Here is a 24546-nt window from a genome sequence, read left to right as displayed (position 1 = left end):
CCCTCACTTGAACGTCTTGCGCGGATCGAAGGCGTCGCGCACGGCTTCGCCGATGAAGATCAAGAGCGACAGCATGATCGCGACCGAGAAGAAGCCGGAGAAACCCAGCCAGGGCGCCTGCACGTTGGATTTGCCCTGCGACAGCAGTTCGCCGAGCGACGGCGAGCCGGGCGGCAGCCCGAAGCCGAGGAAATCGAGGGCCGTGAGCGTCATGACCGACGAGGAGACGATGAACGGAAGGAACGTCATCGTCGCGACCATCGCGTTCGGCAGCAAATGCTTGAACATGATCACGGCGTTCGACACGCCCAGCGCGCGCGCGGCCTGGATGTACTCGAAATTGCGCCCGCGCAGGAATTCCGCGCGCACGAGTCCGACCAGCGACACCCAGGAAAACAGGAGCAGGATGCCGAGCAGCACGAAGAAGCCGGGCACGAGCACCGACGAGAGGATCAGCAAGAGGTAGAGCGAAGGGATCGCAGTCCATATCTCGATGAAACGCTGGAACAACAGATCGACCCAGCCGCCGAAATAGCCCTGCACCGCGCCGGCCGCGATGCCGACGACGGAGGAGACAATGGTTAGGCACAGGCCGAACAGCACCGAGATGCGGAAACCGTAGATCAGGCGCGCAACCACGTCGCGGCCCTGATCGTCGGTGCCGAGCCAGTTGTATTCGAGGTCGCGGCAGCTCTTGAGGCCCTTCTTCTCGACGACAGGCTTGCACTGCGCCTCCGTCAGCATCCAGGTCGGCGGCGACGGCGCCGGTGTCGGCAGGTCGAGATTGTGGGTGTCGTAGGAATAGCGGATCAGCGGCCAGACGATGCTGCCGCCCTTGTCCTTGATCAGCTTCTGCAAATAGGGATCGCGGTAGTCGGCCGCCGTCTCGAAGTCGCCACCGAAGGTCGTCTCGGAATAGGTGACGAAGGCCGGCCAGTAGAGATGGCCGTCGTACTTGATCAGGAACGGCCGGTCATTGGCGATCAGCTCGGCAAACAGCGACACCACGAACAGGATCATGAAGATCCAGAACGACCAGTAACCGCGCCGGTTCGCCCTAAAATTCTGCCAGCGCCGCCGGTTGAGCGGCGATGGCACGAACGGCTTGCGCGTGATCGGCACGGCATCGCCGAGCGGCGACTTTGCGGTGGTTTCGATCGGGGTCGGGGCGGCCAGTGTCATCAGACCTCCCGCGCCTCGAAATCGATCCGCGGATCGATCCACATATAGGTGAGGTCAGAGATGAGGTTGATCACGAGGCCGACGAGCGAAAAGATGAAGAGCGTGCCGAACACCACGGGATAGTCGCGGTTGAGAACGCTCTCGAAACTGAGCAGTCCGAGCCCATCCAGTGAGAAGATGGTCTCGATCAGAAGCGAGCCCGAGAAGAAAGCGTGAATGAAGGTGCTGGGAAAGCCCGCGATCACGATGAGCATCGCGTTGCGGAAGACGTGGCCATAGAGCACCCGATTCTCGCTGCAGCCCTTCGCGCGCGCAGTCATCACGTATTGCTTGCGAATCTCATCCAGAAACGAGTTCTTGGTCAGGAACGTCATGGTGGTGAACGCGCCGAGCCCCATGGCGATCAGCGGCAGCGTCAAATGCCAGAAGTAATCGATGATCTTCCAGTACCAGGGAAATTGCGACCAGCCGTCTGACGTCAGTCCGCGCAATGGGAACCAGTTGAAGAACGAGCCTCCGGCGAACAGGATGATCAGGAGGATCGCGAACAGGAAGCCGGGAATCGCGTAGCCGAGCACGAGTACGCTCGACGTCCAGGTGTCGAAGCGCGTTCCGTCCTTGACCGCCTTGCGGATGCCGAGCGGAATCGAGATCAAGTAGGTCAGCAGCGTCAGCCAGATGCCAAGCGAGATCGAGACCGGGAGCTTTTCCTTGATCAGCTGGAGCACGCTGACATCGCGAAAATAGCTGTTGCCGAAATCGAAGCGGGCGAAATTCCACACCATCAGCGCGAAGCGTTCGGGGGCCGGCTTGTCGAAGCCGAATTGCTTCTCCAGCTTCTTGATGAAGTCGGGGTCCAGGCCCTGCGCGCCGCGATATTTCGAATTGATGGCATCGCCACCAGCGCCCAGCTGACCGGGCGCGCGCTGAGCGAAATCACCGCCGCCCGAGATGCGCGAGCTGCCGCCGGTGTCAGCGCCCGAGAGCTGCGCGATGACGCGCTCGACCGGGCCGCCCGGCGCGAACTGCACGACGACGAAGGAGACGAAGAGGATCCCGAGCAGCGTCGGGATCATCAGGAGGATGCGGCGGGCGATATAGGCGCTCATGATTATTTCGCCTGCTCGAGCTTGGCCGCCTTGGCGCGGTCATACCACCACAAGGTCCGCTCACCGACGCCGCTTGCATAGTCGGAGATCGCGTAACGCGGCAGGTTCGCGGGATGGCTGAACTGGTCCCAATAAGCCAGCCGGTGGCTGGTATTGTACCATTGCGGCACCCAGTAGCGGCCGGCGCGGAAGACACGATCGATCGCGCGGCACGCGATCGTCAGCTCATTGCGTGTTTCCGCCGCCATGGCCTTCTCGACCAGCGCGTCGAGCGCAGGACTGCCGGCGCCGGCATAGTTGTAAGACCCCTTGGTCGCCGCAGCTTGCGAGGTGAAGTACGTCCGCAAGCTATCGCCGGGCGTCGCCGACATCGTGAGGCGCTGTATTGCAAAGTCGAAATCGAAGGACTCGAGCCGCGCACGATATTGCACGGCGTCGATGAGACGCAGATTGGCCTCGATACCAAGCACGCCGAGATTCTTGAGGAACGAGGCATGGTGCGGCTGGAACGAGGCCTCGTCTGTCAGGAATTCGACGGCGAAGACTTCGCCATTCGGCAGCAGCCGTTTGCCATCCTTGACCGGAAACTGTGCCTCCTGGAGCAATTGCTGGGCCCTGCGCAAGAGCGCACGATCCTGGCCGGAGCCGTCCGACACCGGCGGCACGAACGGCTCACCGAACACGTCGTCGGGCACCTGGCCGCGGAAGGGCTCGAGCAGCTTCAACTCCTCGGGCGACGGCAGGCCCTCCGCGACGAGGTCCGAATTCTGGAACGGCGAGCGCGTGCGCGCATAGGCGCCGTACATGATGGTCTTGTTGGTCCATTCGAAGTCGAACGCGCAGTTCAGCGCTTCGCGCACCTTCGGGTTCTTAAACTTGTCCCGCCGCGTGTTGATGAACCAGCCCTGGCCGCCCGACGGAGTCTGATCCGGCACCTGCTCGCGCTTGACGCGGCCGTCCCTGATCGCCGGGAAGTCGTAACGCGTGGCCCAGATGCGCGAGGTGAACTCCTCGCGATACAAATAATTCTTGCCGGTAAAGCCTTCAAAGGCGACGTCGCGGTCGCGATAGAATTCGTAGCGGATCACGTCGAAATTGTTGCTGCCGCGGCAGACCGGCAGGTCCGCGCCCCACCAGTCCTTGACACGTTCGAACTCGATGAATCGATTGATCTCGAACTTGCCCACCTTGTAGGGACCGGAGCCCAGCGGCGTCTCGGTCGTGGTTTCTTCGAACGACCGGTTGGCGTAGTAGGCCTTCGAGAAGATCGGCAAACCCGCGACATAGAGCGGCACGTCACGTGCCCGCTTCTCGGCGAAGGTCACGACCACGGTGGCGTCGTCCAGTGCTTCGGCGCCCTTGACGTCGCGCATCTGGATCTGGATCAGCGGATGCCCCTTCTCCTTCAGCACATTGATCGAGAACGCGACGTCATGCGCGGTCAGTTTCGAGCCATCGTGAAACCGTGCCTCGGGCCGCATCGTGAACCGATAGGCGAGCTTGTCAGCCGAGAGCTGCACTGATTTCGCGGCGAAGCCATACATCGCGTCGGGCTCGTCGCCGGCATGCGCCATCAGCGTGACGAAGGTCAGATCCATGCCCTGCGCGCCCTCGCCCTTCAGAATGAAGGCATTGAGCGAATTGAAGGTCTGGAACGACTGGTTGTAGCCTTTCGTTGATGGAATGAGCGAGAACGTGCCGCCCTTCGGCGCATCGAGATTGACATAGTCGAAATGGTGGAAGTCGGCGGAATATTTGAGATCGCCGAACGCCGAGATGCCGTGCGCCTCGATCCCCGCCTCCGATGCGCGTGCGCCGGGCAACATCAGCGCGCCGAGGGACGCACTGAGAGTGCCGCCGACACCCAAGACCAGCACATGGCGGCGTGACATCTGCGTCATGCGGGGGATGTCCTTCACGACTTCTTTGCGATCCGTGCCGCCTTGTCTGCGTCGTACCACCAGATGAACGGGAAGCCGGACTGACCGTATTTGGGCAATTCCGCCGGCCGGCCGAAGCGATCCCAGCGCGCGGTGCGGATCTTCGAATAGGTCCATTGCGGAACGACGTAGTTATTCCACAGCAGCACGCGGTCGAGCGCTTTGGTTGCCGCGACGAGATCGTCGCGGCCCGTGGCGTAGATCAGCCGCTCGATCAGCTTGTCGACCGCCGGATTCTTGATGCCGGCAATATTGCGCGAACCAGCGATGTCGGCCGTCTTGGACGACCAGAACTCGCGCTGCTCGTTGCCCGGCGACTGCGACTCGCCCCATGAGTTGGTGACGACGTCGAAATCCCAGTCCCGCGTCCTGTTCTCGTATTGAGTCGGGTCGACCGTGCGCACGCTGACCGCGATGCCGAGCCGTTCCAGAGACGGCTTGTAGAACAGCGTGACCCGCTCGAAGCTCGGATCCTGGTTCAGCAGCTCCAGGGTGAACTGCGCACCGGTCTTGACGTCGACCAGCTTGCGGTCGCGCACCTCGTAACCGGCCTCCTTGAACAGGCGCAGCGCCTCGCGAAGATTGTCGCGCACGGCTTCCGGACTGCCGCCGACCGGATTGGTGTAGGCCGTCGTGAACACTTCCGGCGGGACCTCGGCGCGGACGGTCTCGAGGATCTCGAGCTCTTTCCCTTGCGGCAACCCGGTCGCCATGAGCTCGTCGATGCCATCGAAATAGCTGCTGACGCGCTTGTATTGACCGTAGAAGATCTGCTTGTTCATCTCCTCGAAGTCGAACGCATAGTTGAGCGCACGACGCACGCGCGGATCTTTGAATTTGGCGCGGCGCAGGTTCGGCACGAAAGCCTGCATCACACCCGAGCTGCGATTGGCGAACTCCTCGAGGATCACCCGCTTTTCGGTCACGGCCGGGAAGTCGTAGGCTGTCGCCCAGTTCTTCGCACTGTTCTCGGTGCGCCAGTCCACCTGATCGGCCTTGAAAGCCTCGATCGCCACGGTGGCATCGCGGAAATACTCGTAGCGCATCTCGTCGAAATTGTTGCGGCCCACATTGGTGGCGAAATCGCGCCCCCAATAATCCTTGACGCGCTCCAGCGCGATCGACCGTCCCGCCACGAATTCCTTGACCATGTAGGGGCCGGAACCGAGCGGTATTTCGAGCGTGGTCGCGGAGACATCGCGCTTGCGGCCCTGCGCGTCGGTCCCCTCCCACCAATGCTTCGGCAAAACCGTGAGCTGCCCGACGATCTGCGGCAGCTCGCGGTTGCCCGGTGCGTCGAACACGAACTTCACCTCGCGCTCACCGACCTTCTCGGCCTTCACCACATGGCTGTAATAGGCCGAGTACATCGGGTGATGCTTCTTGAAGGCATCCAGCGAGAAGATCACGTCGTCCGCAGTGACCGGCTTGCCGTCATGCCATTTGGCCTGCGGCCGCAAACGATAGGTGACGAAGGAAAAGTCGGCCGGGTGGCTGACGGCCTCGGCCAGCGCGCCGTATTCGGTCGAGACTTCGTCGAGCGACGGCGTCGTGAGGGATTCGTAGATGAACGCGACGGCACCGGCGACCTGCCCCTTCACTCCCGCCACTACGATATTGAAATTATCGAAAGTGCCGACGGCGATCTGGCGCGCGACACCGCCTTTGGGCGCTTCCGGATTGACGTAATCGAAGCGCTTGAAGTCGGCGGGATATTTGACCTGTCCGAACAGCGACAGCGCGTGGCGCCAGGGCGCCTCACTGGCGGATTGCGCCGCGGCCGTGCCGATGACGGGAAGGCCCCCTACGGAACCGAGGGCGGGGAGCGCTACGGCAGCAGTGCCGGTGAGCAGGAGATCGCGTCGGGTAATGGCCAAATCAACATTCCTGATCTTGAAGGAGGTTACCCCTTTAAGTGCTCAATATAGGCGAGGTTTCGACGGAATATGTTGCTTTTTCCTCATGTTGGAAGCCCCGGCGGCCTGTCGGATGCGGCCAAACGCCCCGATAAACTCACCGCGAGGCCCGGATAAGCAAACGGCCAGGCTTTTCAGCCTGGCCGCACATTCAAGATTGGCTTTTGACGGCCTTACTTCGACGCCGTCGGGATCGGCTGAGGATGCTCTGACAGCGAATTCAGATAGGCGATGACGTCGGCGCGCTCGGAGTCCTTCGGGATGCCGGCAAAGCCCATCGCGGTGCCCGGGATGAAGCCCTTCGGGTTTGCAATGAACTTGTTGAGGTCGTCGAACGACCAGGTGCCGCCCTTGGCCTTCATGGCGGCCGAGAAGTTGAAGCCGTTGCGGCCCTCGCCCCTGGCTTCGCCGACGACGCCATAGAGGTTCGGACCGACGCGATTCGGGCCGCCCTTCTCGAAGGTGTGGCAGGCGCCGCACTTCTTGGCAGCCGAAGCGCCCTTTTCGACGGAAGCGGTCTGGAGCAGCTTTTCGATCGGCTCGGAGGGCGCAGCAGCGGCGCCACCTTCCTTGCCGTGGCCAGCATCTTCCTTCACGGCGATCTCGAAACCAGGCTTCGCCAGCGGCTTCGGTGTGAACAGCGCCTGGGCGGCAAAGCTCGTCACAAGCAGAATGAGACAGGTGCCAAGCACGGCACCGAGGATCTTGTTCAGTTCGAAAGAGTCCATTTCCGGCCAGGCCCCACACCACAGTAAGGAAATAGCGGCCGAGCGGCCGCCAGGACGAGCCTCGGGAGAATCAAACGTTCCTTGTTGTTTCCCCGAGTTTTGCCATTGAGATATCGGTTTGCCCGGGGTCTGGCAACCCGTATAAGCGACCCGGCTTTCAGCCCGTCCCCACCCCATTTCTCGACGCGGAAAACCTCTCGTTTCCAGGCCCTTGACCCGATGATCGATCCCCGCATCCTGGTGCTGATCCCGGCCCGCATGGCCGCCACCCGCCTGCCCGGCAAGCCGCTCGCAGACATCGCGGGCCTGCCGATGATCGTGCATGTGATGCGGCGGGCAGAGGCCGCCGGCATCGGCCGGGTCGCGGTCGCAACCGATACGGACGAGATCGCCTCCGTGGTCACCGCCCATGGCGGCGAAGCCGTGATGACCCGCCCGGAGCACCCCTCTGGCTCGGACCGCATCCACGAGGCGATGCAGAAGCTCGATCCCTCAGGCAAGGCCGAGATCGTGGTCAATCTCCAGGGCGATTTCCCGACCATCACGATCGACAACATCCGCGAGGTGCTGCCGCCGCTGCAAGATCCGGCCGTGGACATCGCGACGCTGGCCTCGCAGATCCATACCGAGGAGGAGGACCTCGCGCCGAGCGTCGTAAAGGCGATCGGAACCTCGCTGGGCGGGAAACGCATGCGCGCACTTTATTTCACTCGCGCGACCGCGCCGACCGGCGACGGACCGCGCTACCACCATATCGGCCTCTACGCCTATCGCCGCGCCGCGTTGGAGCGCTACGTCTCGCTGCCGCCATCCCCGCTGGAATTGCAGGAGAAGCTCGAGCAGCTCCGGGCGCTGGAAGCCGGGATGCGGATCGACTTCACCATCGTCGACACCGTGCCCCGCGGGGTCGACACGCCGGCGGACCTGGAGACCGCCCGCAGCATCCTTTCCAAATCCTGAGCCGCTGTTACAAGGCCGATCATGAGCAAGCTGAAAATCGCATTCCAGGGCGAGCCTGGGGCCAACTCCCACATCGCCATCGTCGAGGCCTATCCCGACGCCGAGCCGATGCCCTGCGCCACCTTCGAGGACGCGCTGTCGGCGATCTCGTCGGGCGAGGCCGACCTCGGCATGATCCCGATCGAGAATTCGGTCGCAGGCCGCGTCGCCGACATCCATCATCTGCTGCCGGCCTCCGGCCTCTTCATCATCGGCGAATGGTTTCTGCCGGTCCGCCATCAGCTGATGGCGGTGAAGGGGACGAAGCTTGAGGACATCAAGAGCGTCGAGAGCCACGTGCATGCGCTCGGCCAGTGCCGGCGCATCATCCGCAAACTCGGAATCAAGCCGATCGTGCACGCCGACACCGCCGGCAGCGCCCGCGATATCTCCGAGCGCAACGACAAGGCCGTCGCCGCGATCGCCTCGCGGCTTGCGGCAAAGATCTACGGCCTCGACATCCTGGCCGAGGACATCGAGGACGAGGCGCACAACACCACGCGCTTCGTGGTGCTGGCGCGCGAGCCGAAATGGGCGGCGCAGGGCTCGGGGCCGCTGGTCACGACTTTTGTATTTCGCGTGCGCAACTTGCCCGCCGCGCTCTACAAGGCGCTCGGTGGCTTCGCCACCAACGGCGTCAACATGACCAAGCTCGAAAGCTACATGGTCGACGGCAATTTCTTCGCCACGCAGTTTTATGCCGACGTCGACGGCCACCCTGAAGACAAGGGCCTGGCGTTCGCGATCGAGGAGCTGAAATTCTTCTCGCGCGAATTCCGCATCGTCGGCGTGTATCCGGGGCACCCCTTCCGCGCGACGTTCAGCGAAACGCAACAGGATTGATTGAGTGTCCCGGACGCGCGGAGCGCGAGCCGGGACCCTGGGGCCACGATACCCGGAGCGCGATGGGCCCCGGCTCTGCAGCGCACCGCTTCGCGCTGCGCCGCGTCCGGGACACGAGAGCTTTACGCGGCCGCTCTCAGCCCGAACGCCTCCGCCAGCAGCGAATACGACTTCTTCCGTGCGTCGTGGTCGTACACGGCCGTAATCACCATCAACTCGTCCGGTTTGCTCGCATCGATCAACGGCTGCAGCTTCTTCTGCACCGTCGCCGGATTGCCGACGAAGAGGCGTGAACGGTTGCGCGAGATCGAAATGCGCTCGGCGTCCGTATAGGGATAGGCCAGCGCCTCCTCGACACTCGGCAGCGGCAGATATTGCCCGCGGTCGCGGCGCAGGCGGTTGAGATCGAACGAGGTGGCGAGCTTTTCGGCCTCCTCATCCGTGTCGGCCGCGATGACGGCGACCGCGAGGATCGCGCGCGGGCTCGCGCTCCAGGCCGAGGGCTGGAAACGGTTGCGGTAATGCACCATCGCATCGATCGCGTCATGGGATGCGAAATGATGGGCGAAGGCGAAGCCCATGCCGACCTGCGCGGCGAGCTCCGAGGAATAATCGCTGGAGCCGAGCAGCCAGATCGGCGGCAGCTTGGTGTCGTCGGGCATCGCGACCACGTTGTTGTAGGGGTGCCCTGCGGGAAATTCGCGGGTCTCCCACAGAATCAGTTCGTGCAGCCGCTCCAGGAAGTCGTCGCCCTCGCGGCGGTCGAGACGGCTGCGCAGGGCGTAGGCCGTGGCGCCATCGGTACCGGGGGCGCGGCCGAGACCGAGATCGATGCGGCCGGGAAACAGCGCCTCCAGCATCTTGAAGCGCTCGGCCACCACGAGCGGGGCGTGGTTGGGCAGCATCACCCCGCCAGAGCCGACGCGGATGTGCTTCGTCACCGCTGCGATCTGCCCGATCATCACGTCGGGCGCCGGGCTCGCCACCGAGGCGAGGTTGTGATGCTCGGCGAGCCAGTAGCGGACATAGCCAAGCCCATCGACATGGCGCGCCAGATCGATGCTGTTGCGCAGCGCCGCGGCGGGTTTTGTACTTGTGGTGACGACGGAGAGGTCGAGGACTGAGAGCGGGATCATGGCGCGCTAAGGTAGTGAAGGCCGGCGCGGCGGCAATGGGCAGACTGCGCAGGTCTGGCGTGTGCGGGCCGCGAACCCGCACGGCAGCGCCAGTTGAGGCGATGGGACAAGATTTGTCGCGGCAACACCATCTTCACACTGCCCACACCCCATATTTGCTCCTGCCCGTCGCCAAAACTGTTGCAATTTGTTGATTTATATAACATTTTATTACACCTACGCACTTCCCACTCACACCCTCTTCCGTTCAATATTTCCACCGGTACCGGTGAAAGTGGGCCACTTCCCATCCCCGATGGGCTGTCGAGTGCGACCGCTTTGGCTTATCTTGCCCACATCCAATCGAGACCTGACTGCCGGCCGCCAAAAACCGGACGAGCCCTTGGAGTGAGTGGTGCCATGACTGATCTGACGACACCTGCCCGAGCCGAAGGGCAAGACGGGCACCTCCAAAACGGGCACCTCTCCTCGAAGCGGCCTGCAATCTCCTTCGAGTTCTTTCCGCCCAAGACGGAAGAGATGGAGCGCAATCTCTGGGAGACCATCAACCGGCTCGCCCCGCTCGACCCGAAATTCGTCTCCGTGACCTACGGGGCCGGCGGCTCGACCCGCGAGCGCACCCATTCGACCATCACCCGCATCCTCAGGGAAACCGCGCTGCTGCCGGCCGCACATTTGACCTGCGTCGGCGCCTCGCGCGGGGAGATCGACGAGATCGTCGACCGCTATCACGAGGTCGGCGTCCGCCACATCGTCGGCCTGCGCGGCGATCCCGCCGGCGGCATCGGCGCGCCCTATTCCAGCCATCCCGACGGCTACCAGAGTTCCGCCGACCTCGTTGCGGGCATCAAGAAGCGGCACGGCGACATCGAAGTCTCCGTGTCCGCCTATCCCGAGAAGCACCCTGAAGCGCGCGACTTCGACGCCGACATCGACACCCTGAAGGCCAAGGTCGATGCGGGTGCGACGCGCGCGATCACGCAGGTGTTCTTCGATAACGACCTCTACTTCCGCTATCTCGACCGCGTCCGTGCCCGAGGCATCGACATCCCGATCGTGCCCGGCATCATGCCCATGCACAATTTCAAGCAGGCCCGCAATTTCGTCACCCGCGCCGGCACCTCCGTGCCGGATTGGCTGGCGGAGAAATTCGACGGCCTCGACGACGACGCCGAGACCCGCAAGCTGGTGGCCGCGACGGTTGCCGCCGGCCAGGTGCAGAAGCTGGCGAAGCGCGGCGTCGACACCTTTCATTTCTACACCATGAACCGCGCCGATCTCGTGTTCGCGATCAGCCATTTGCTCGGCATCCGCGCCAAGAGCGCGCAGAAGGCGGCTTAAGATAAAATGACCACTCCCGTTTCTCCCAAGCGAACTGCCCTGCTCAATGCCGCGCGCGAGCGCATCCTCGTGCTCGACGGCGCCATGGGCACGATGATCCAGAACCTCCAGTTCGACGAGGCCGCCTTCCGCGGCGAGCGCTTCAAGAATTTTCATCGCGACCTGCGCGGCAACAACGATCTGTTGATCTTGACCCAGCCGCAGGCGATCGAGGACATCCACGCCGCCTATTTGCGTGCCGGCGCCGACATCGTCGCGACCAACACCTTCTCGACGACCTCGATCGCGCAGGCGGATTACGATCTCACCGACATCGTCTACGAGATGGCGCGCGAAGGCGCCCGCCTCGCCGGCAACGCCGCAAGGCGCGTCGAGGCCGAGGACGGCAAGCCCCGCTTCGTTGCGGGTGCCATCGGCCCGACCAACCGCACCGCCTCGATCTCGCCCGACGTTTCCAACCCCGGCTACCGGGCCGTCACGTTCGACGATTTGCGCAAATCCTATGGCGAGCAGATCAACGGCATGCTCGACGGCGGTGTCGATCTGCTGCTGGTCGAGACCATCTTCGACACGCTGAACGCCAAGGCGGCGCTGTATGCGATCGCCGAAATCACCGAAGAGCGCGGCATCGACGTGCCCGTGATGGTGTCGGGCACCATCACCGACAAATCCGGCCGCCTGCTGTCGGGCCAGATGCCGGAGGCATTCTGGAATTCGGTGCGACACGCAAAGCCCGTCACCATCGGCTTCAACTGCGCGCTCGGCGCGGAAGATCTGCGCGCCCACATCGCCGACATCGGCCGCGTCGCCGACACGCTGGTGTGCGCCTATCCGAACGCCGGCCTGCCCAACGAATTCGGCCAGTACGACGAGACCCCGGAGTACATGGCGCGCCTGGTCGGCGAATTCGCGCGCGACGGCCTCATCAACATCGTCGGCGGCTGCTGCGGCACCACGCCGGACCATATCGCGGCGATTGCGGCGGCCGTCGCCCCGCACAAGCCGCGCATCGTGCCGGAAATCGAACCGCGGCTGCGCCTCTCCGGTCTCGAGCCATTCATCCTGACGGACGCCATCCCGTTCGTGAACGTCGGCGAGCGCACCAACGTCACCGGCTCCGCTCGCTTCCGCAAGCTGATCACCGCCGGCGACTACACCGCCGCGCTGCAGGTCGCCCGCGACCAGGTCGAGGACGGCGCGCAGATCATCGACGTCAACATGGACGAAGGGCTTCTGGATTCGGAAGCCGCGATGGTGACCTTCCTCAACCTCGTCGCCGCCGAGCCCGACATCGCCCGGGTCCCCGTGATGGTCGATTCCTCGAAATTCTCGGTGATCGAAGCCGGCCTGAAATGCGTGCAGGGCAAGCCGGTCGTCAACTCGATCTCGATGAAGGAAGGCGAGGAGAAGTTCATTCACGAGGCGAAGATCGCCCGGCGCCACGGCGCAGCCGTGGTGGTGATGGCGTTCGACGAAGTCGGCCAGGCCGATACGTTCGCGCGCAAGACCGAGATCTGCAAGCGCGCCTACGACATCCTGGTGGACCGCGTCGGCTTCCCGCCTGAGGACATCATCTTCGATCCGAACATCTTTGCGATCGCGACCGGCATCGAGGAGCACAACAATTACGGCGTCGACTTCATCGAGGCGACGCGCTGGATCCGCCAGAACCTGCCGCACGCGCATATTTCCGGCGGCGTCTCCAATCTGTCGTTCTCGTTCCGCGGCAACGAGCCGGTGCGCGAGGCGATGCACTCGGTGTTCCTGTATCACGCCATCAAGGCGGGCATGGACATGGGCATCGTCAATGCCGGGCAGATGATCGTGTATGACGACATCGATGCCGAGCTGCGCCAGGTATGCGAGGACGTCATCCTCAATCGCGACCCCGGTGCGTCCGAGCGCCTGCTGGCGCTCGCGGAGAAATTCCGCGGCAACAAGACCCAGACCAAAGAAGCCGACCTCGCCTGGCGCGAATGGCCGGTGGCGAAGCGGCTGTCGCATTCGCTGGTGCATGGGATCACCGAGTTCATCGAAGTGGACACTGAGGAGGCCCGCAAGGCATCCAAGCGTCCGCTCGACGTGATCGAGGGCCCCTTGATGGCCGGCATGAACGTGGTCGGCGACCTCTTCGGCGACGGCAAGATGTTCCTGCCGCAGGTGGTGAAGTCCGCGCGCGTGATGAAGCAGGCGGTGGCGTGGCTGATGCCGTTCATGGAGGAAGAGAAGGCGCGCAACCTCGCCAACGGCATCGGCACCGAAGGCTCCTCGTCCGCCGGCAAGATCGTGCTCGCGACCGTCAAGGGCGACGTCCACGACATCGGCAAGAACATCGTCGGCATCGTGCTCCAGTGCAACAATTTCGAGGTCATCGACCTCGGCGTGATGGTGCCGGCCGCAAAAATCGTCGAGACCGTGAAGGCGGAGAAGGCCGACATCGTCGGGCTATCAGGCCTGATCACGCCCTCACTCGACGAGATGGCGTTCTTCGCCGGCGAATTGCAGCGCGAAGGTTTGAAGCTGCCGCTGCTGATCGGCGGCGCCACCACGAGCCGTGTGCACACGGCCGTCAAGATCGACCCGAGCTATCGCGCCGGTCCCGTCGTGCATGTGAATGACGCCAGCCGCGCCGTCGGCGTTGCCTCCTCGCTGCTCTCGCCGGAGAAGCGCGAGGCTTACGCCGCCGAGGTGCGTGCCGAATACGCAAAAATCTCGGACGCGCATCTGCGCGCGCAGGCGGACAAGAAGCGCCTGAAGCTCGCGGCCGCGCGCGCCAACCGCGTGCCGGTCGACTTTGCCAAGAACAAGCCGGTGAAGCCGACCTTCTTGGGCATCCGCAGCTTTGACGAATACGATCTCGCCGAGCTCGTGCCCTATATCGACTGGACGCCGTTCTTCCAGACCTGGGAGCTTGCCGGCCGCTTCCCCGCCATCCTTGACGATTCCAAGGTCGGCGAAGTCGCACGCTCGCTCTACGACGACGCGCGCAAGATGCTCGATCTGATCGTCAAGGAAAAGTGGTTCAGGGCGCGCGCCACCGTCGGCTTCTGGCCGGCGAATGCGCAAGGCGACGACATCGTGCTCTATGCCGACGAAAGCCGGACCAAGCAGATCGCGACGCTGCACACGCTGCGCCAGCAGCTCGAGAAGCGCGAGGGCCGGTTCAACGCCGCGCTCGCCGACTTCGTCGCGCCCGCCGGCGTCCCCGATTATGTCGGCGGCTTCGTCGTCACAGCCGGCATCGGCGAGGACGTGGTCGCCGACCGCTTCAAGATGGCCAATGACGACTACTCCTCGATCCTGTGCAAGGCGCTGGCCGACCGCCTCGCCGAGGCCTTTGCGGAACGCATGCACGCCCGCGCGCGCCGCGAGTTCTGGGCCTACGCGCCGGACGAAGCACTCTCCTGCGACGATCTGATCCTCGAAAAGTACCAGGGCATCCGTCCAGCGCCGGGCTATCCCGCGCAACCCGATCACACCGAGAAGGCGACGCTGTTCGAGCTGCTCGACGCGGAAGCGACTGCCGGCGTGAAGCTGACCGAGAGCTTTGCGATGTGGCCGGGCTCTTCCGTGTCCGGGCTCTATTTCGCGAACCCCGAGAGCTATTATTTCGGCGTCGGCAAGATCGAGCGTGACCAGGTCGAGGACTATGCCGCACGCAAGGGAATGACGGTGGCGGAAACCGAGCGCTGGCTCGCGCCGGTCTTGAACTACATCCCGTCGCAGCAGACCGACAAGGCCTTCGTGGCAACGCCCGCGAACGATGAGACGTCGAAGGACCTCGCCTCGCATCCGCCCGGCTGCACCTGCGCGGTGCATCTCGTTTGGCAGAAGAAGCGCGCGGGGGCGGGGTAGGCCCGCCTTCGCTTCCCAAGACGAAAAAAGTGAAAAACAACCCCATGCACAGTAGAGGTGGGGTTGAAAGGGTTGAGGAATTTCGGTCTTACCGAAACGACTTGCTCCGTCGGGCAAAACACCGGTAATATTCCATCATCGCCTGCCATGCCGATGGTTGCCACACGTGCGGTCCCCATCCTCCCCTGGAGGGCGAGAATCGGTTCGCATGCAGCGAAGCGGAATGCGGACCGAGGTGGCGTGACGGTCTCTCCGCGTTGAACACTACCCGTGTTGAGAGGTCTCCCCACCCCGCTCGCGCTTCGCGCGAACGACCCTCCCCCTCCAGGGGAGGGTAGAGACCTCGCTCCTTCGGCGGCGCCGGCGGCTGCACGATCTCCCTGGACGGCGCCTGCGCCTCGCAACAACCGGCAGTGCGCGACGCAAAGAGCGGCCTGCTCCTTTCTGACACACCACCAGGACGAGCCGCGGTCCGGAATTCGGCTCACCGGCAATTTCGCGCAGGAACCGGGCGGTGTGAACTCGTTCACTTGTCCGCTCAACCTTGATTCGATACTCTGTCGGTCTACTACCTTCAAACCGATGGTTTGCTTGGGATCGAGCATATGAACCAGTTCATTGCACTGTTCGTCGCCGCGATCGCCCTTGTCGTGCTGCCTACGATTGCCGCGGCTGACTGTCCGAAAGGCTACGTGCCATGCGGCGAACGAAACCAGTTGTGCTGCCCGCGAAAGTAGCAAGTCGCAAATGGCTTTGGCTTGGTAGCCTCGTCTTTGTCGCGATCGGCCTGGTGATGGTTGCAGCCTGGGTCGGGTTCCCGCGAAAGAAACAGACGATCACGGCCATCCTCTCCGAGACCGGATATTTCGAGGTGGTCCCGCCGAGCACGTTCGGCGGTCCCGGCACCATCAACACGATCGAATATCTGAGCAATGGCCGGCTGGAGCTGCATCCGACCTGCGATATCGACCCCGCGCTGCTGGCCGACAAGATCCGGAAATCACCGACCGTGGATCGGGACCTGAAGCAGTCGCTCGAGAAGAATCTCGACGTGTCCGCGCAGGTCAGGGACAAGCTGTCGGCGGTCGCCGGAATGCAGCAGGTTGATTCAATTCACCTCAAGCTCGAGAACGCCAACATTCTCCTGATTTCCGACGAGTCGCTGATATCGACCCGCAATGCATTGCTGAAGGCCGAATGCGAGGACGCGATCGCCCTGAACCTTTCGAGCGGCGGAGTCGTCTGCCAGACGCGGTCCGTACTGGAGGCCGACGTCGTCTACGAGATCAAATATCACAACACGATTTCGATGGAGGAGCGGGCCAAGCTGACATCCGAGATCGCAGCGAAGCTCGAGCTGGACGCCCACCAGGGATCGGACGACAAGGTGTCCGGCTCTCAATTGTTCTTTGGCATAAGACTGTCGCCAAATCCGATCGTCCTGAAGTCCGCGGCGGGTGAGATCAAGCCCTGCAACAGGCGATAGGACGCCGCGCTTTCACCCCTTCGGCGGGGTCAGCGGCTGCACGATCTCCTTGAACGGTGCCAGCGCCTCGCAGCGTTCGGCATGTGCCGACAGCGCCGGATAGCGCGATGGCTCGAACAGAAGCGGATGCGCTTCACGGGTGAAGCGCACGACGCAGGCAACCGCAATGTCGGCGTGGCCGATCCGGCCGGCCAGCCAATACGGCGTCGTCACCCCGGCGCGTTCGGCCTCCAGCACGCCGAGCACGTCGGCGATCTGCGCCTGGCAGCGCTCGACCCACAACGCAAGCTGCTCCTTCCGCAGCACGCGCTCATAGAGCAGGCTCACCGCCTTGTCGCCGAGACCGGTGGCGAGTGCGCCGATGCGCAAATGCTTTCGTCGCTCGGCGCCGCCGCGCGGCAGCATCGCCTTCTCCGGCCCGACGAGCTCATCGAGATAATCGAGAATGATCGTGCTCTCGATCAGCGCCTCGCCGTCGTCGAGCACCAGGGTCGGCACGCGGCGCAGCGGATTATACGGCGCGATCTTGTCGGCGTCGCCGAAGGTGGACCATGGCCGGTGCTCAAAGGCGAGGCCGTAGAGCCGCAGCGCGATCGCGACACGGCGGACGAAGGGAGAATCGTATTGGCCAATCAGGAACATGGTTCTCGCTCACTAGTCAGTGCCGGGGCTCGAAGCCGGCCATTCACCTTCTTCACAAGGCTATTATCGAACGACACAGCCAGCGAGCGGTGCCCAACGGCAACAGCTACACATTTTCGTCTCGGCACCGCCTCAACTCCAGCTTGCCGAACAAATTGTCGCATGGTTCATTCCGCGGACCCAGAGGGAAGCCAAATGAATCGGCGGGCATTGAGAGCGGCAGCGGTCGGCCTGGCTCTTACGGCGATCGTGCCCGACGTCACGTCAGCAGCCGATCTGCCGATGAAGGCGCCGCCCAAACCTGCCGACTTCAATCCGTTCTGGGCCGAGGCCGACTACCTTGCCTGGAGCGTGACGGGCGACAAGCTGCCGGCGCTGGTGACCACGAGCCCGGTCGGCACGCCGCTGGGAGTTGTCGGCGTGCTCGGCCAGCCCACGACGACCGTGCTGTTCGGCAATTCCAGTGTGAACAACGACTGGCGTTCGGGCGGGCGCATCACCGCCGGCTACTGGTTCGATCCGCAGCGCAGCCGCGGCATTGAAGCCTCGTTCTTCGGGCTGGAGAATCTCTCGACCGGATTTGCGACCGACACCAATGCCAATCCGATCCTGGCACGGCCATTCACCAATGCGCTGACGGGATTTCCCGACGCGCTGATCGCGGGATTTCCGGGGCTGGCCACCGGCAGCGCCAGCGCGAGCGAAACCTCGCGCCTGCTCGGCGCCGGCGCGCTCTATCGCTGGGATCTCGGCGCGTGGAGCGGACAGCGCGTCAGCGCGCTGGTTGGCTATCGCTATCTGCGGTCGACCGACACGCTGACGATCTCCAATACCGCGACCATTCTTGCCTTCGGCACCTTCAGCCCCACCGACAATTTCAAGGCGTCGAGCAATTTCCACGGCCTCGATCTCGGCCTTACCGGCGACTGGCGCAATGGCCCGTGGTCGCTGGAGTGGCGCGGCAAGGTGGCGCTCGGCGCCAATCTCAACAGTGCCGACATTTCGGGCTCGACCGCCTCGACCGTGGCCGGCGTCACCACGACGGCCCCCGGCGGCTTCCTCGCGCTGTCGAGCAATATAGGCCATTACGACCAAACCCGCTTCGCCGTGGTGCCGGAGCTGTCGTTGAAGGCGGGATATCAGGTTGCGCCCGGCTGGCGGCTGATCGCCGGCTACGACGTGATGTACTGGACCGGCGTACAGCGCGCCGGCGGGCTGATCGACACCACCGTCAATCCGAACCTCGCGCCACCGCCGGCCGGCGGCGGGCCGAACCGGCCCGCGCCGGTGCTCAACACGACGAACCTGCTTGCGCAGGGGTTCAGCTTTGGCGTGCGGTATAATTATTGAGGGCGCGTAGCCCGGCATTACTCAATGATCGGCACATGCCTCGCCGCCGTCGGCGATGCCGTTCCATCGAGGCGCGGATCATCGGCCACCTCGATCTGGCGACGGAACGCACGAAATCCCGAGCGCTGATAGAACGTAACGGCGGACGGATGATCAAAGGTGCAGGTGTGCACCCAGACGCGGCGTAGCTCGCGCGACCAGGCAGTCTCCAGCGCACGGTTCATCAGGAAGCGAGCGGCGCCCGTCCCGATCAATCCGGCGGTGACGCCGAAATAGACCAGCTCGCACTGACCGGCCTCGCGAAAATCCAGCTCCAGCAGGCCTTCGTCGCGGCCGTCCACGACCAGGGCATAGACCTCGACGCCCGGCGCGTGGACGATCGCGGCAAGCTCCCTGTCATTCAGGCGCGCACGCGAGAACCACAGGCACTCCTCGCCGACACGGCGATGGAGGTCGCGATACCAATGAAGCGCGGGCGCGTCGACCTTGCGCAAGGACCAGCGGCCTGGAGGATCGTCGCGGCGCGCGGGAGGCGCGGTCATCTCCAGATGGGTGACGACCGCGGCGATCTTGCCAGCGGGGATGTCGGAATAGCCGTCGGGGATGATCATGGGGCCTCTCGGAAAGACATGGCGAACAGCTCGCTTGCGGCCCCATCCTTCGAGACGCCCGCCTATGGCGGGCCCTCAGGATGAGGCCGCGTTTCGCGGCGAGATATCAGACCCTCATGGTGAGGAGCCCGCCTAAGCGGGCGTCTCGAACCATGCAGGCCGCGCTCTTCCGCACTCTCCAGCCAACAAGTCGCTCATCGCGGCGTCAAGATGATCGCTTCCGCGGTCGCGGCTTCGACGGCCGGGCGGCTGTAGAGCAGCGGGACATATTGGCCCGTCGCCCAGAGCGGCGCGAGGTCGCGGTAATGGGCGCTGAAGGGATCGCCGGATTGGCCGGGCGTGTTGATGGTGCGGCTCGCATCCCAATTACCGACGTCGAGCACCATGCGGAACGATGCGCCGGCGAACAGCTGGTAATCGGCGCGGCGGTAGGTGGCCGCGCGCGGCACATTGGCGGCGCCGCCATAGGCGAGCGGGCCGACCGAGAGCTGTGCGGCGGTCGCCTTGTCGGCGAGCGGCATCAGCGCATGGTCGAATTTCGCGACATGCAGCCGGCCCCAGCGCCAGGTCGAGGCATCAGCCCCGAGCTTGCCCGTGACGTCGGCCACTGCGGCGCCGAGGCTGTCGCGCAGGATCTGGTCGCGCGCGGCAGCGGGATCGGAGCCGAACGACGCATCGGGAGATTCCAGATAGGCGACCAGCGCCGAAATGCTCGACGCCTCCGGCGCGATCAGATCGGCGGCCTTGGGAGCCGTGGTTTTCAGCAGCACCGGCCCAAGATGATTGGCGATCCAGACCTCGAACACGGCCGCCGCCGCGCTGTCGGCGGCATCGCGCGCGTCCCATGGCTTGAGCAGCTCGAGACCCTTCTTCACATTGGGATCGTCGGAGGTGAGCGGCTGCAACAGCTTGACGAGGCGTCGCCCCAGCATCGCGGTGTCGTCGTTCTGCAAATCCATGGCGTCGGCGAGCGTCACCTTGCTGTTGGCCGCGAGCACCTCGGTGATGCGTTGCCAGCGCGCGCTGTCGGACCATTCGAATCCGACCTTGCGTTCGGCTATCGGGTAATCGGCCGGCAGGTTCATCTGGTTGGCGGTGGCGAGAAAGCCCTGCTTGGGCTGATAGGCTTTCGGCAATTCGTCGAGCGAGAGAAAGCCCTGCCACTCATAGCGGCCGTCGCCGGGCACCGGCATCAGGCCGTCGAAGTTGGCGCGCCGCGGCGTCTTGCCGGCGGCGACCCAGCCGATATTGCCGCGGGTGTCGGCATAGACCTGGTTCTCCGACGGCGCGCCCCAGCGCCGCATGGCGGCGAGGAAGCCGTTCCAGTCCTTCGCGGTCATGTAGTCGGACGAGCCGAAATAGGCTGACGTGCCGGGCTCGAACCAGATCGAGCGCACGGCGAAGGCGCGCTTGTTCGCATCGTCGACGAAGATGACGGGACCGTGCCGGGTGAACTTCAGCTCGAGGTCGCGATCGGCCTCGCCTTTGACCTGCTCGGTCTCGTGGACGACGCGCATGTCTTCCCAGCCATTGCCATAGCGGTACTGGTTGGGGTTTTGCGGATTGAGCTCGTAGACGTAGAGGTCTTCCTGGTCGACGTTGAAGATGGTGAGGCCGAAGGCGATGGTGCCGTTGTGGCCGATCGAGATGCCGGGCAGCGCCGGCTCGCCGGCGCCGATCACCGAGAGGCCGGGCGCATTGAGGCCGACGATGTAGCGCAGCGAGGGCACGCTGTGCTCGCGATGCGGATCGTTGGCGAGGATCGGGCGGCCCGTCGCCGTGCGCGAGGCCGCGATCACCCAATTGTTGGAGCCGATGGTGTCGCGCTGCTGGTCGGCCTCGGTGAGGTATTTGTCGGGATCATGCGCGAGTGCGGCCTGCTTGTCCTTCGGTGCGGCAAAGGCCACCGGGCGCGTCGCGAGATCGTAGGCCGCGAGCACGGCCTTCGGCACGCTGCAGGGGTCGAGACCATCGGGGACTTTCGTGGTCCATGCCGGCTCGAGCTTGACGCGGAAACGATCGGCATCGAGGCCGGCCGCGCAGGCGACCAGCGAGCGTTTGACCTCGGAGGCGACATTGCGCGTCAGGCCGTGGCTGCGGATGCGGACGACGTCGTCCGCCGTCCACGGATCAGGCATCGTGCCGGCGATCCTGAACTCGATCGGCAGCGGACGCTTGCCCGCGCGCACATCGGCGACATAGGCATTGACGCCTGCGACGAACGCGTCCGCATAGGTCTTCGCCTTGGGGCCGTAGGCCACCCACTCTGCATTCATGTCGCCGCGATAGAGGAACAGCCGCAGCGCCTTGTCCTGCTCGGCATAGGCCGAGCCGAAATCCTTTGCGAGCAGGCCGAGCCCGCGCTTGCGCCAGAGATCGATCTGCCAGAGCCGGTCGCGCGCGGCGTTGAAACCCTGCAGGAAGAACAGGTCGTGCTCGTTGCCGGCATAGATGTGCGGGATGCCCCAGACGTCGACCAGGATCTGGGCGGGGGCGTCGAGGCCTGCGACGTCGGTCTTGAGCTGCCGCGCGCTTCCGAGCGGGTTCGCCTTCTCGCGCGCGATGGCTGTCGAGGTCAGCAGCGCGGCGCAGATGGCCGCGCCGCAGAGTTTTTGGATGACCCGGTTGAGATCCGTGTTCATTGTCGTCTCCCGTTGTTGTTATTTTAGCCCGTAGCCCGGATGGAGCGAAGCGTAATCCGGGAATCTTACTCGCGGAGAAAACCCCGGATTGCGCTTCGCTCCATCCGGGCTACGACATCCGCCTATCCCTCTCCTTCGTCGCTCGCGAGCACGCCCTTCACCGCGCGCGCCCAGCCCGCGAGCTTCCGCTCCCGCGTCGCCTGGCTCATGTTCGGCTTGAAGCGATGCTCGAGGCGCCAATTGTCGGCGAACTTCGTCGGCTCGGGATAGACGCCGGCCTGGAGGCCGGCGAGATAGGCCGCGCCCAACGCGGTCGTTTCCTGGATCACGGGGCGATCGACTGGTGCGTCCAAGAGATCGGCGAGGCGCTGCATGGTCCAGTCGGAGGCGGTCATGCCGCCGTCGACGCGCAGCACGACGCTCGCGACTTCCGAGCTCGGCCAGTCCGCGCGCATCGCGGCCCAGAGGTCGAAGGTCTGGTAACACACGCTCTCCAGCGCGGCGTGCGCGAGCTCGGCCGGGCCGGTGTTGCGGGTGAGGCCGAACAGCGCGCCGCGCACGCGCGGATTCCAGTAGGGCGCCCCCATGCCGACGAAGGCCGGGACCAGATAGACGCTCTGCATGGAATCGGACTGATCAGCGAGCGGGCCGGTCTCGGCGGCGTGCTTGATGATGCCGAGGCCGTCGCGCAGCCACTGCACCGCCGAGCCTGCGACGAAGATCGAGCCTTCGAGCGCGTAGGTGCGCTTGCCGTCGAGCTGATAGGCGACGGTTGTGAGCAGCTTGTTCTTGGAGACGACCGGCGTGGTGCCGGTGTTGAGCAGGGCAAAACAGCCGGTGCCGTAGGTCGACTTCATCATGCCCGGGCGGAAGCAGGCTTGGCCGATGGTCGCGGCCTGCTGGTCACCCGCGATGCCTGAGATCGCGATCGCGCCGCCGAACAGGTCCGGCGTGCTCTCGCCGAAGCGGGCGGAGGAATCCTTCACCTCGGGCAGCATCGAGCGCGGCACGCCGATGATCTCCAAGAGCTCGTCGTCCCACTGGCCGGTGTGGATGTTGAACAGCAGCGTGCGCGAGGCGTTGGTGGCGTCGGTGGCGTGCACCTTGCCGCCGGTGAGGCGCCAGAGCAGATAGCAGTCGACGGTGCCGAACATCAGCTCGCCGCGCGCGGCACGCGCCCGTGCGCCGGGGACGTGGTCCAGGATCCAGGCGACCTTGGTGCCAGAGAAATAGGGATCGATGATCAGGCCGGTCTTTTGCGAGATCACGGGCTCGCGGCCTTCTGCTTTCAATTTTGCGCAGATGTCGGCGGTGCGGCGGTCCTGCCAGACGATGGCGCGGTGCACGGCCTGGCCGGTGGCGCGGTCCCACACCACGGTGGTCTCGCGCTGATTGGTGATGCCGATCGCGGCGATGCCCTTGGGCCCGATGCCGGCCTGCTCGATCGCGTCGCGGCAGACCATCACGGTCGAGGTCCAGATGTCCTCCGGCTCGTGCTCGACCCAGCCCGAGGCCGGAAAATGCTGCGGAAACTCCTGCTGCGCGCGGGCGGCAATCGAGATGTCACTGCGAAAAACGATGGCGCGCGACGAGGTGGTGCCCTGGTCGATGGCGAGGACGAAAGACATGGAAGCTACCTTGGCGTTTCCCTGAGAGGGGGTCATTGTGTCGCGCCAAAGGGAGCGGATTAGGGCGGCAAGGTCAAGATTGGATCAACGCGCGCGGCTCCCCTTCCTTCTCCCCTTGCGGGAGAAGGTGGCGCGAAGCGCCGGATGAGGGGTATGCTTTAGCGAATTCAGCGGTAAGAGGGTTGCACATGGAGAGAAACCCCTCACCCGTCTCGCCGCTACGCGGCGAGCCACCCTCTCCCGCAAGGGGAGAGGGGAAGAAGGCTACACCGCCGCCGTCGTCACGCCGCCGTCGATGACGATGGTCTGGCCGGTCATGAAGCTTGAGGCGTCGGAGGCGAGGTAGGCGACGGCGCCGGCGATCTCGTCGGGCTCGCCGATGCGGCGGAGCGGCGTGGTGGCAGTGCGGCGCTTGAGGTTGGCTTCGTCTTCCCACAGCGCGCGGGCGAAATCGGTCTTGACGAGGCCGGGCGCGATGCAGTTGACGCGGACGCCTTTCGGGCCCCATTCGCCGGCGAGCGAGCGGCACAGCGCGAAATCGGCGGCCTTGGAGATGCCGTAGGCGCCGATCACGGTCGAGCCGCGCAGGCCCCCGATCGAGGAGATGATGACGACGGAGCCGTTGCCGCGCTCGGCCATTTGCGGGATCGCCAGCGCGGAGAGCCAGATGTTGCTCTTGACGTTGCTGCCCATGATCTTGTCGAAGGCCTCGTCGGTGATGTCGAGCAGCGGACCGTAATACGGGTTCACGGCGGCGTTGCAGACGAGGATGTCGATCTTGCCGTAGTGCTTGATCGTGCCCGAGATCAGCGCCTCGACCTCGGCCTTGCGCGCGATGTTGCAGGGAATGACGATGGCATCGCCACCGGCCGCGATGATGCCGTCGGCGACTTCCTTGCAGGCGTCCGCTTTCCGTGATGACACCACGACCTTGGCGCCGAGCTTTGCGAGCAGCTCCGCCGAGGAGCGGCCGATGCCGCGGCTGGAGCCGGTGACGATTGCGATGCGACCTTGCCGGTGAGATCGAACGGGGTGTTTTTCATTTTAGTGGCTCCCTCTTCTTTGCATCGTCAAACTCGCCGTCATGGCCGGGCTTGTCCCGGCCATCCACGTTCTTCCCTTGCCGCCAAGACGTGGA

General features: G+C 64.3%; 16 protein-coding genes and 1 pseudogene. 6 read left to right on the top strand and 11 right to left on the bottom strand.

What is annotated here, in order from left to right; translation table 11 throughout:
- Positions 1-3: 3 nt before the first annotated feature.
- The 5 genes from CT676_RS11620 to CT676_RS11600 form a co-directional block, all read right to left on the bottom strand.
- Entirely contained in the window at positions 4-1182 is a 1179-nt protein-coding gene (locus tag CT676_RS11620; RefSeq protein ID WP_085401891.1) for an ABC transporter permease, read from the bottom strand.
- The gene (locus CT676_RS11615) at positions 1182-2291 is read right to left on the bottom strand and encodes a microcin C ABC transporter permease YejB (protein WP_028148358.1); all 1110 of its coding nucleotides are present in this window, start codon (positions 2289-2291) and stop codon (positions 1182-1184) included. The genes CT676_RS11620 and CT676_RS11615 overlap by 1 nt, the downstream gene beginning before the upstream one ends.
- Positions 2292-2293: 2 nt before the next feature.
- Positions 2294-4192, bottom strand: a complete 1899-nt coding sequence (locus tag CT676_RS11610) for an extracellular solute-binding protein (protein ID WP_135214688.1) — start codon at positions 4190-4192, stop codon at positions 2294-2296.
- Positions 4193-4206: 14 nt separating this feature from the next.
- Positions 4207-6108, bottom strand: coding sequence for an extracellular solute-binding protein (locus CT676_RS11605; RefSeq protein WP_085401893.1), 1902 nt, complete (start codon positions 6106-6108; stop codon positions 4207-4209).
- A 212-nt stretch (positions 6109-6320) separates the two neighbouring features.
- On the bottom strand, positions 6321-6875 hold the full coding sequence (locus tag CT676_RS11600; RefSeq protein ID WP_071916710.1) for a cytochrome c family protein: 555 nt from the start codon (positions 6873-6875) through the stop codon (positions 6321-6323).
- A 219-nt stretch (positions 6876-7094) separates the two neighbouring features.
- Between CT676_RS11600 and CT676_RS11595 the strand changes: the two genes are divergently transcribed.
- Both CT676_RS11595 and CT676_RS11590 read left to right on the top strand, forming a co-directional pair.
- Positions 7095-7835, top strand: coding sequence for a 3-deoxy-manno-octulosonate cytidylyltransferase (locus CT676_RS11595; RefSeq protein WP_014498245.1), 741 nt, complete (start codon positions 7095-7097; stop codon positions 7833-7835).
- A 21-nt stretch (positions 7836-7856) separates the two neighbouring features.
- On the top strand, positions 7857-8717 hold the full coding sequence (locus CT676_RS11590; protein ID WP_014498246.1) for a prephenate dehydratase: 861 nt from the start codon (positions 7857-7859) through the stop codon (positions 8715-8717).
- A gap of 122 nt (positions 8718-8839) precedes the next feature.
- Here CT676_RS11590 and CT676_RS11585 read toward each other — a convergent pair whose 3' ends face one another.
- Positions 8840-9853 carry an LLM class flavin-dependent oxidoreductase gene (locus CT676_RS11585; protein ID WP_085401894.1) on the bottom strand — a complete coding sequence of 338 codons (1014 nt, stop codon included), beginning with the start codon at positions 9851-9853 and terminating at the stop codon, positions 8840-8842.
- A gap of 399 nt (positions 9854-10252) precedes the next feature.
- On the opposite strand from CT676_RS11585, the gene metF reads away from it, so the two are divergent.
- From metF to CT676_RS11565, 3 genes are all read left to right on the top strand, one after another.
- On the top strand, positions 10253-11194 hold the full coding sequence (gene metF, locus CT676_RS11580; RefSeq protein ID WP_085401895.1) for a methylenetetrahydrofolate reductase [NAD(P)H]: 942 nt from the start codon (positions 10253-10255) through the stop codon (positions 11192-11194).
- A gap of 6 nt (positions 11195-11200) precedes the next feature.
- A complete protein-coding gene (metH, locus tag CT676_RS11575; RefSeq protein ID WP_135214687.1) occupies positions 11201-15049 on the top strand; it encodes a methionine synthase in 3849 nt (1282 codons plus the stop codon).
- A gap of 697 nt (positions 15050-15746) precedes the next feature.
- Positions 15747-16535 (top strand): hypothetical protein, encoded by a 789-nt coding sequence (locus tag CT676_RS11565; protein ID WP_071916715.1) that lies wholly within the window; start codon positions 15747-15749, stop codon positions 16533-16535.
- 12 nt (positions 16536-16547) lie between these two features.
- On the opposite strand, the gene CT676_RS11560 is transcribed toward CT676_RS11565, so the two are convergent.
- A complete protein-coding gene (locus tag CT676_RS11560; RefSeq protein ID WP_135214685.1) occupies positions 16548-17177 on the bottom strand; it encodes a glutathione S-transferase family protein in 630 nt (209 codons plus the stop codon).
- 195 nt (positions 17178-17372) lie between these two features.
- Here CT676_RS11560 and CT676_RS11555 point away from each other — a divergent pair, with 195 nt between their 5' ends.
- A complete protein-coding gene (locus tag CT676_RS11555; RefSeq protein WP_161495885.1) occupies positions 17373-18527 on the top strand; it encodes a BBP7 family outer membrane beta-barrel protein in 1155 nt (384 codons plus the stop codon).
- 17 nt (positions 18528-18544) lie between these two features.
- On the opposite strand, the gene CT676_RS11550 is transcribed toward CT676_RS11555, so the two are convergent.
- From CT676_RS11550 to CT676_RS11535, 4 genes and pseudogenes are all read right to left on the bottom strand, one after another.
- Positions 18545-19138 (bottom strand): GNAT family N-acetyltransferase, encoded by a 594-nt coding sequence (locus tag CT676_RS11550; RefSeq protein ID WP_135214684.1) that lies wholly within the window; start codon positions 19136-19138, stop codon positions 18545-18547.
- A gap of 194 nt (positions 19139-19332) precedes the next feature.
- Positions 19333-21780, bottom strand: coding sequence for a penicillin acylase family protein (locus CT676_RS11545; RefSeq protein WP_135214683.1), 2448 nt, complete (start codon positions 21778-21780; stop codon positions 19333-19335).
- Between the two features lie 122 nt (positions 21781-21902).
- Positions 21903-23408, bottom strand: coding sequence for a glycerol kinase GlpK (gene glpK / locus CT676_RS11540; RefSeq protein ID WP_085403566.1), 1506 nt, complete (start codon positions 23406-23408; stop codon positions 21903-21905).
- Between the two features lie 264 nt (positions 23409-23672).
- Positions 23673-24451, bottom strand: a pseudogene (locus CT676_RS11535) (SDR family oxidoreductase).
- Between the last annotated feature and the right edge of the window lie 95 nt (positions 24452-24546).

The sequence above is a fragment of the Bradyrhizobium sp. MOS001 genome (genome assembly GCF_004634465.1).
Classification (GTDB): Bacteria; Pseudomonadota; Alphaproteobacteria; order Rhizobiales; family Xanthobacteraceae; genus Bradyrhizobium; species Bradyrhizobium barranii.
The sequence above is the reverse complement of the archived record's forward strand: the minus strand, read 5'-3'. Positions and strand labels throughout refer to the sequence as shown.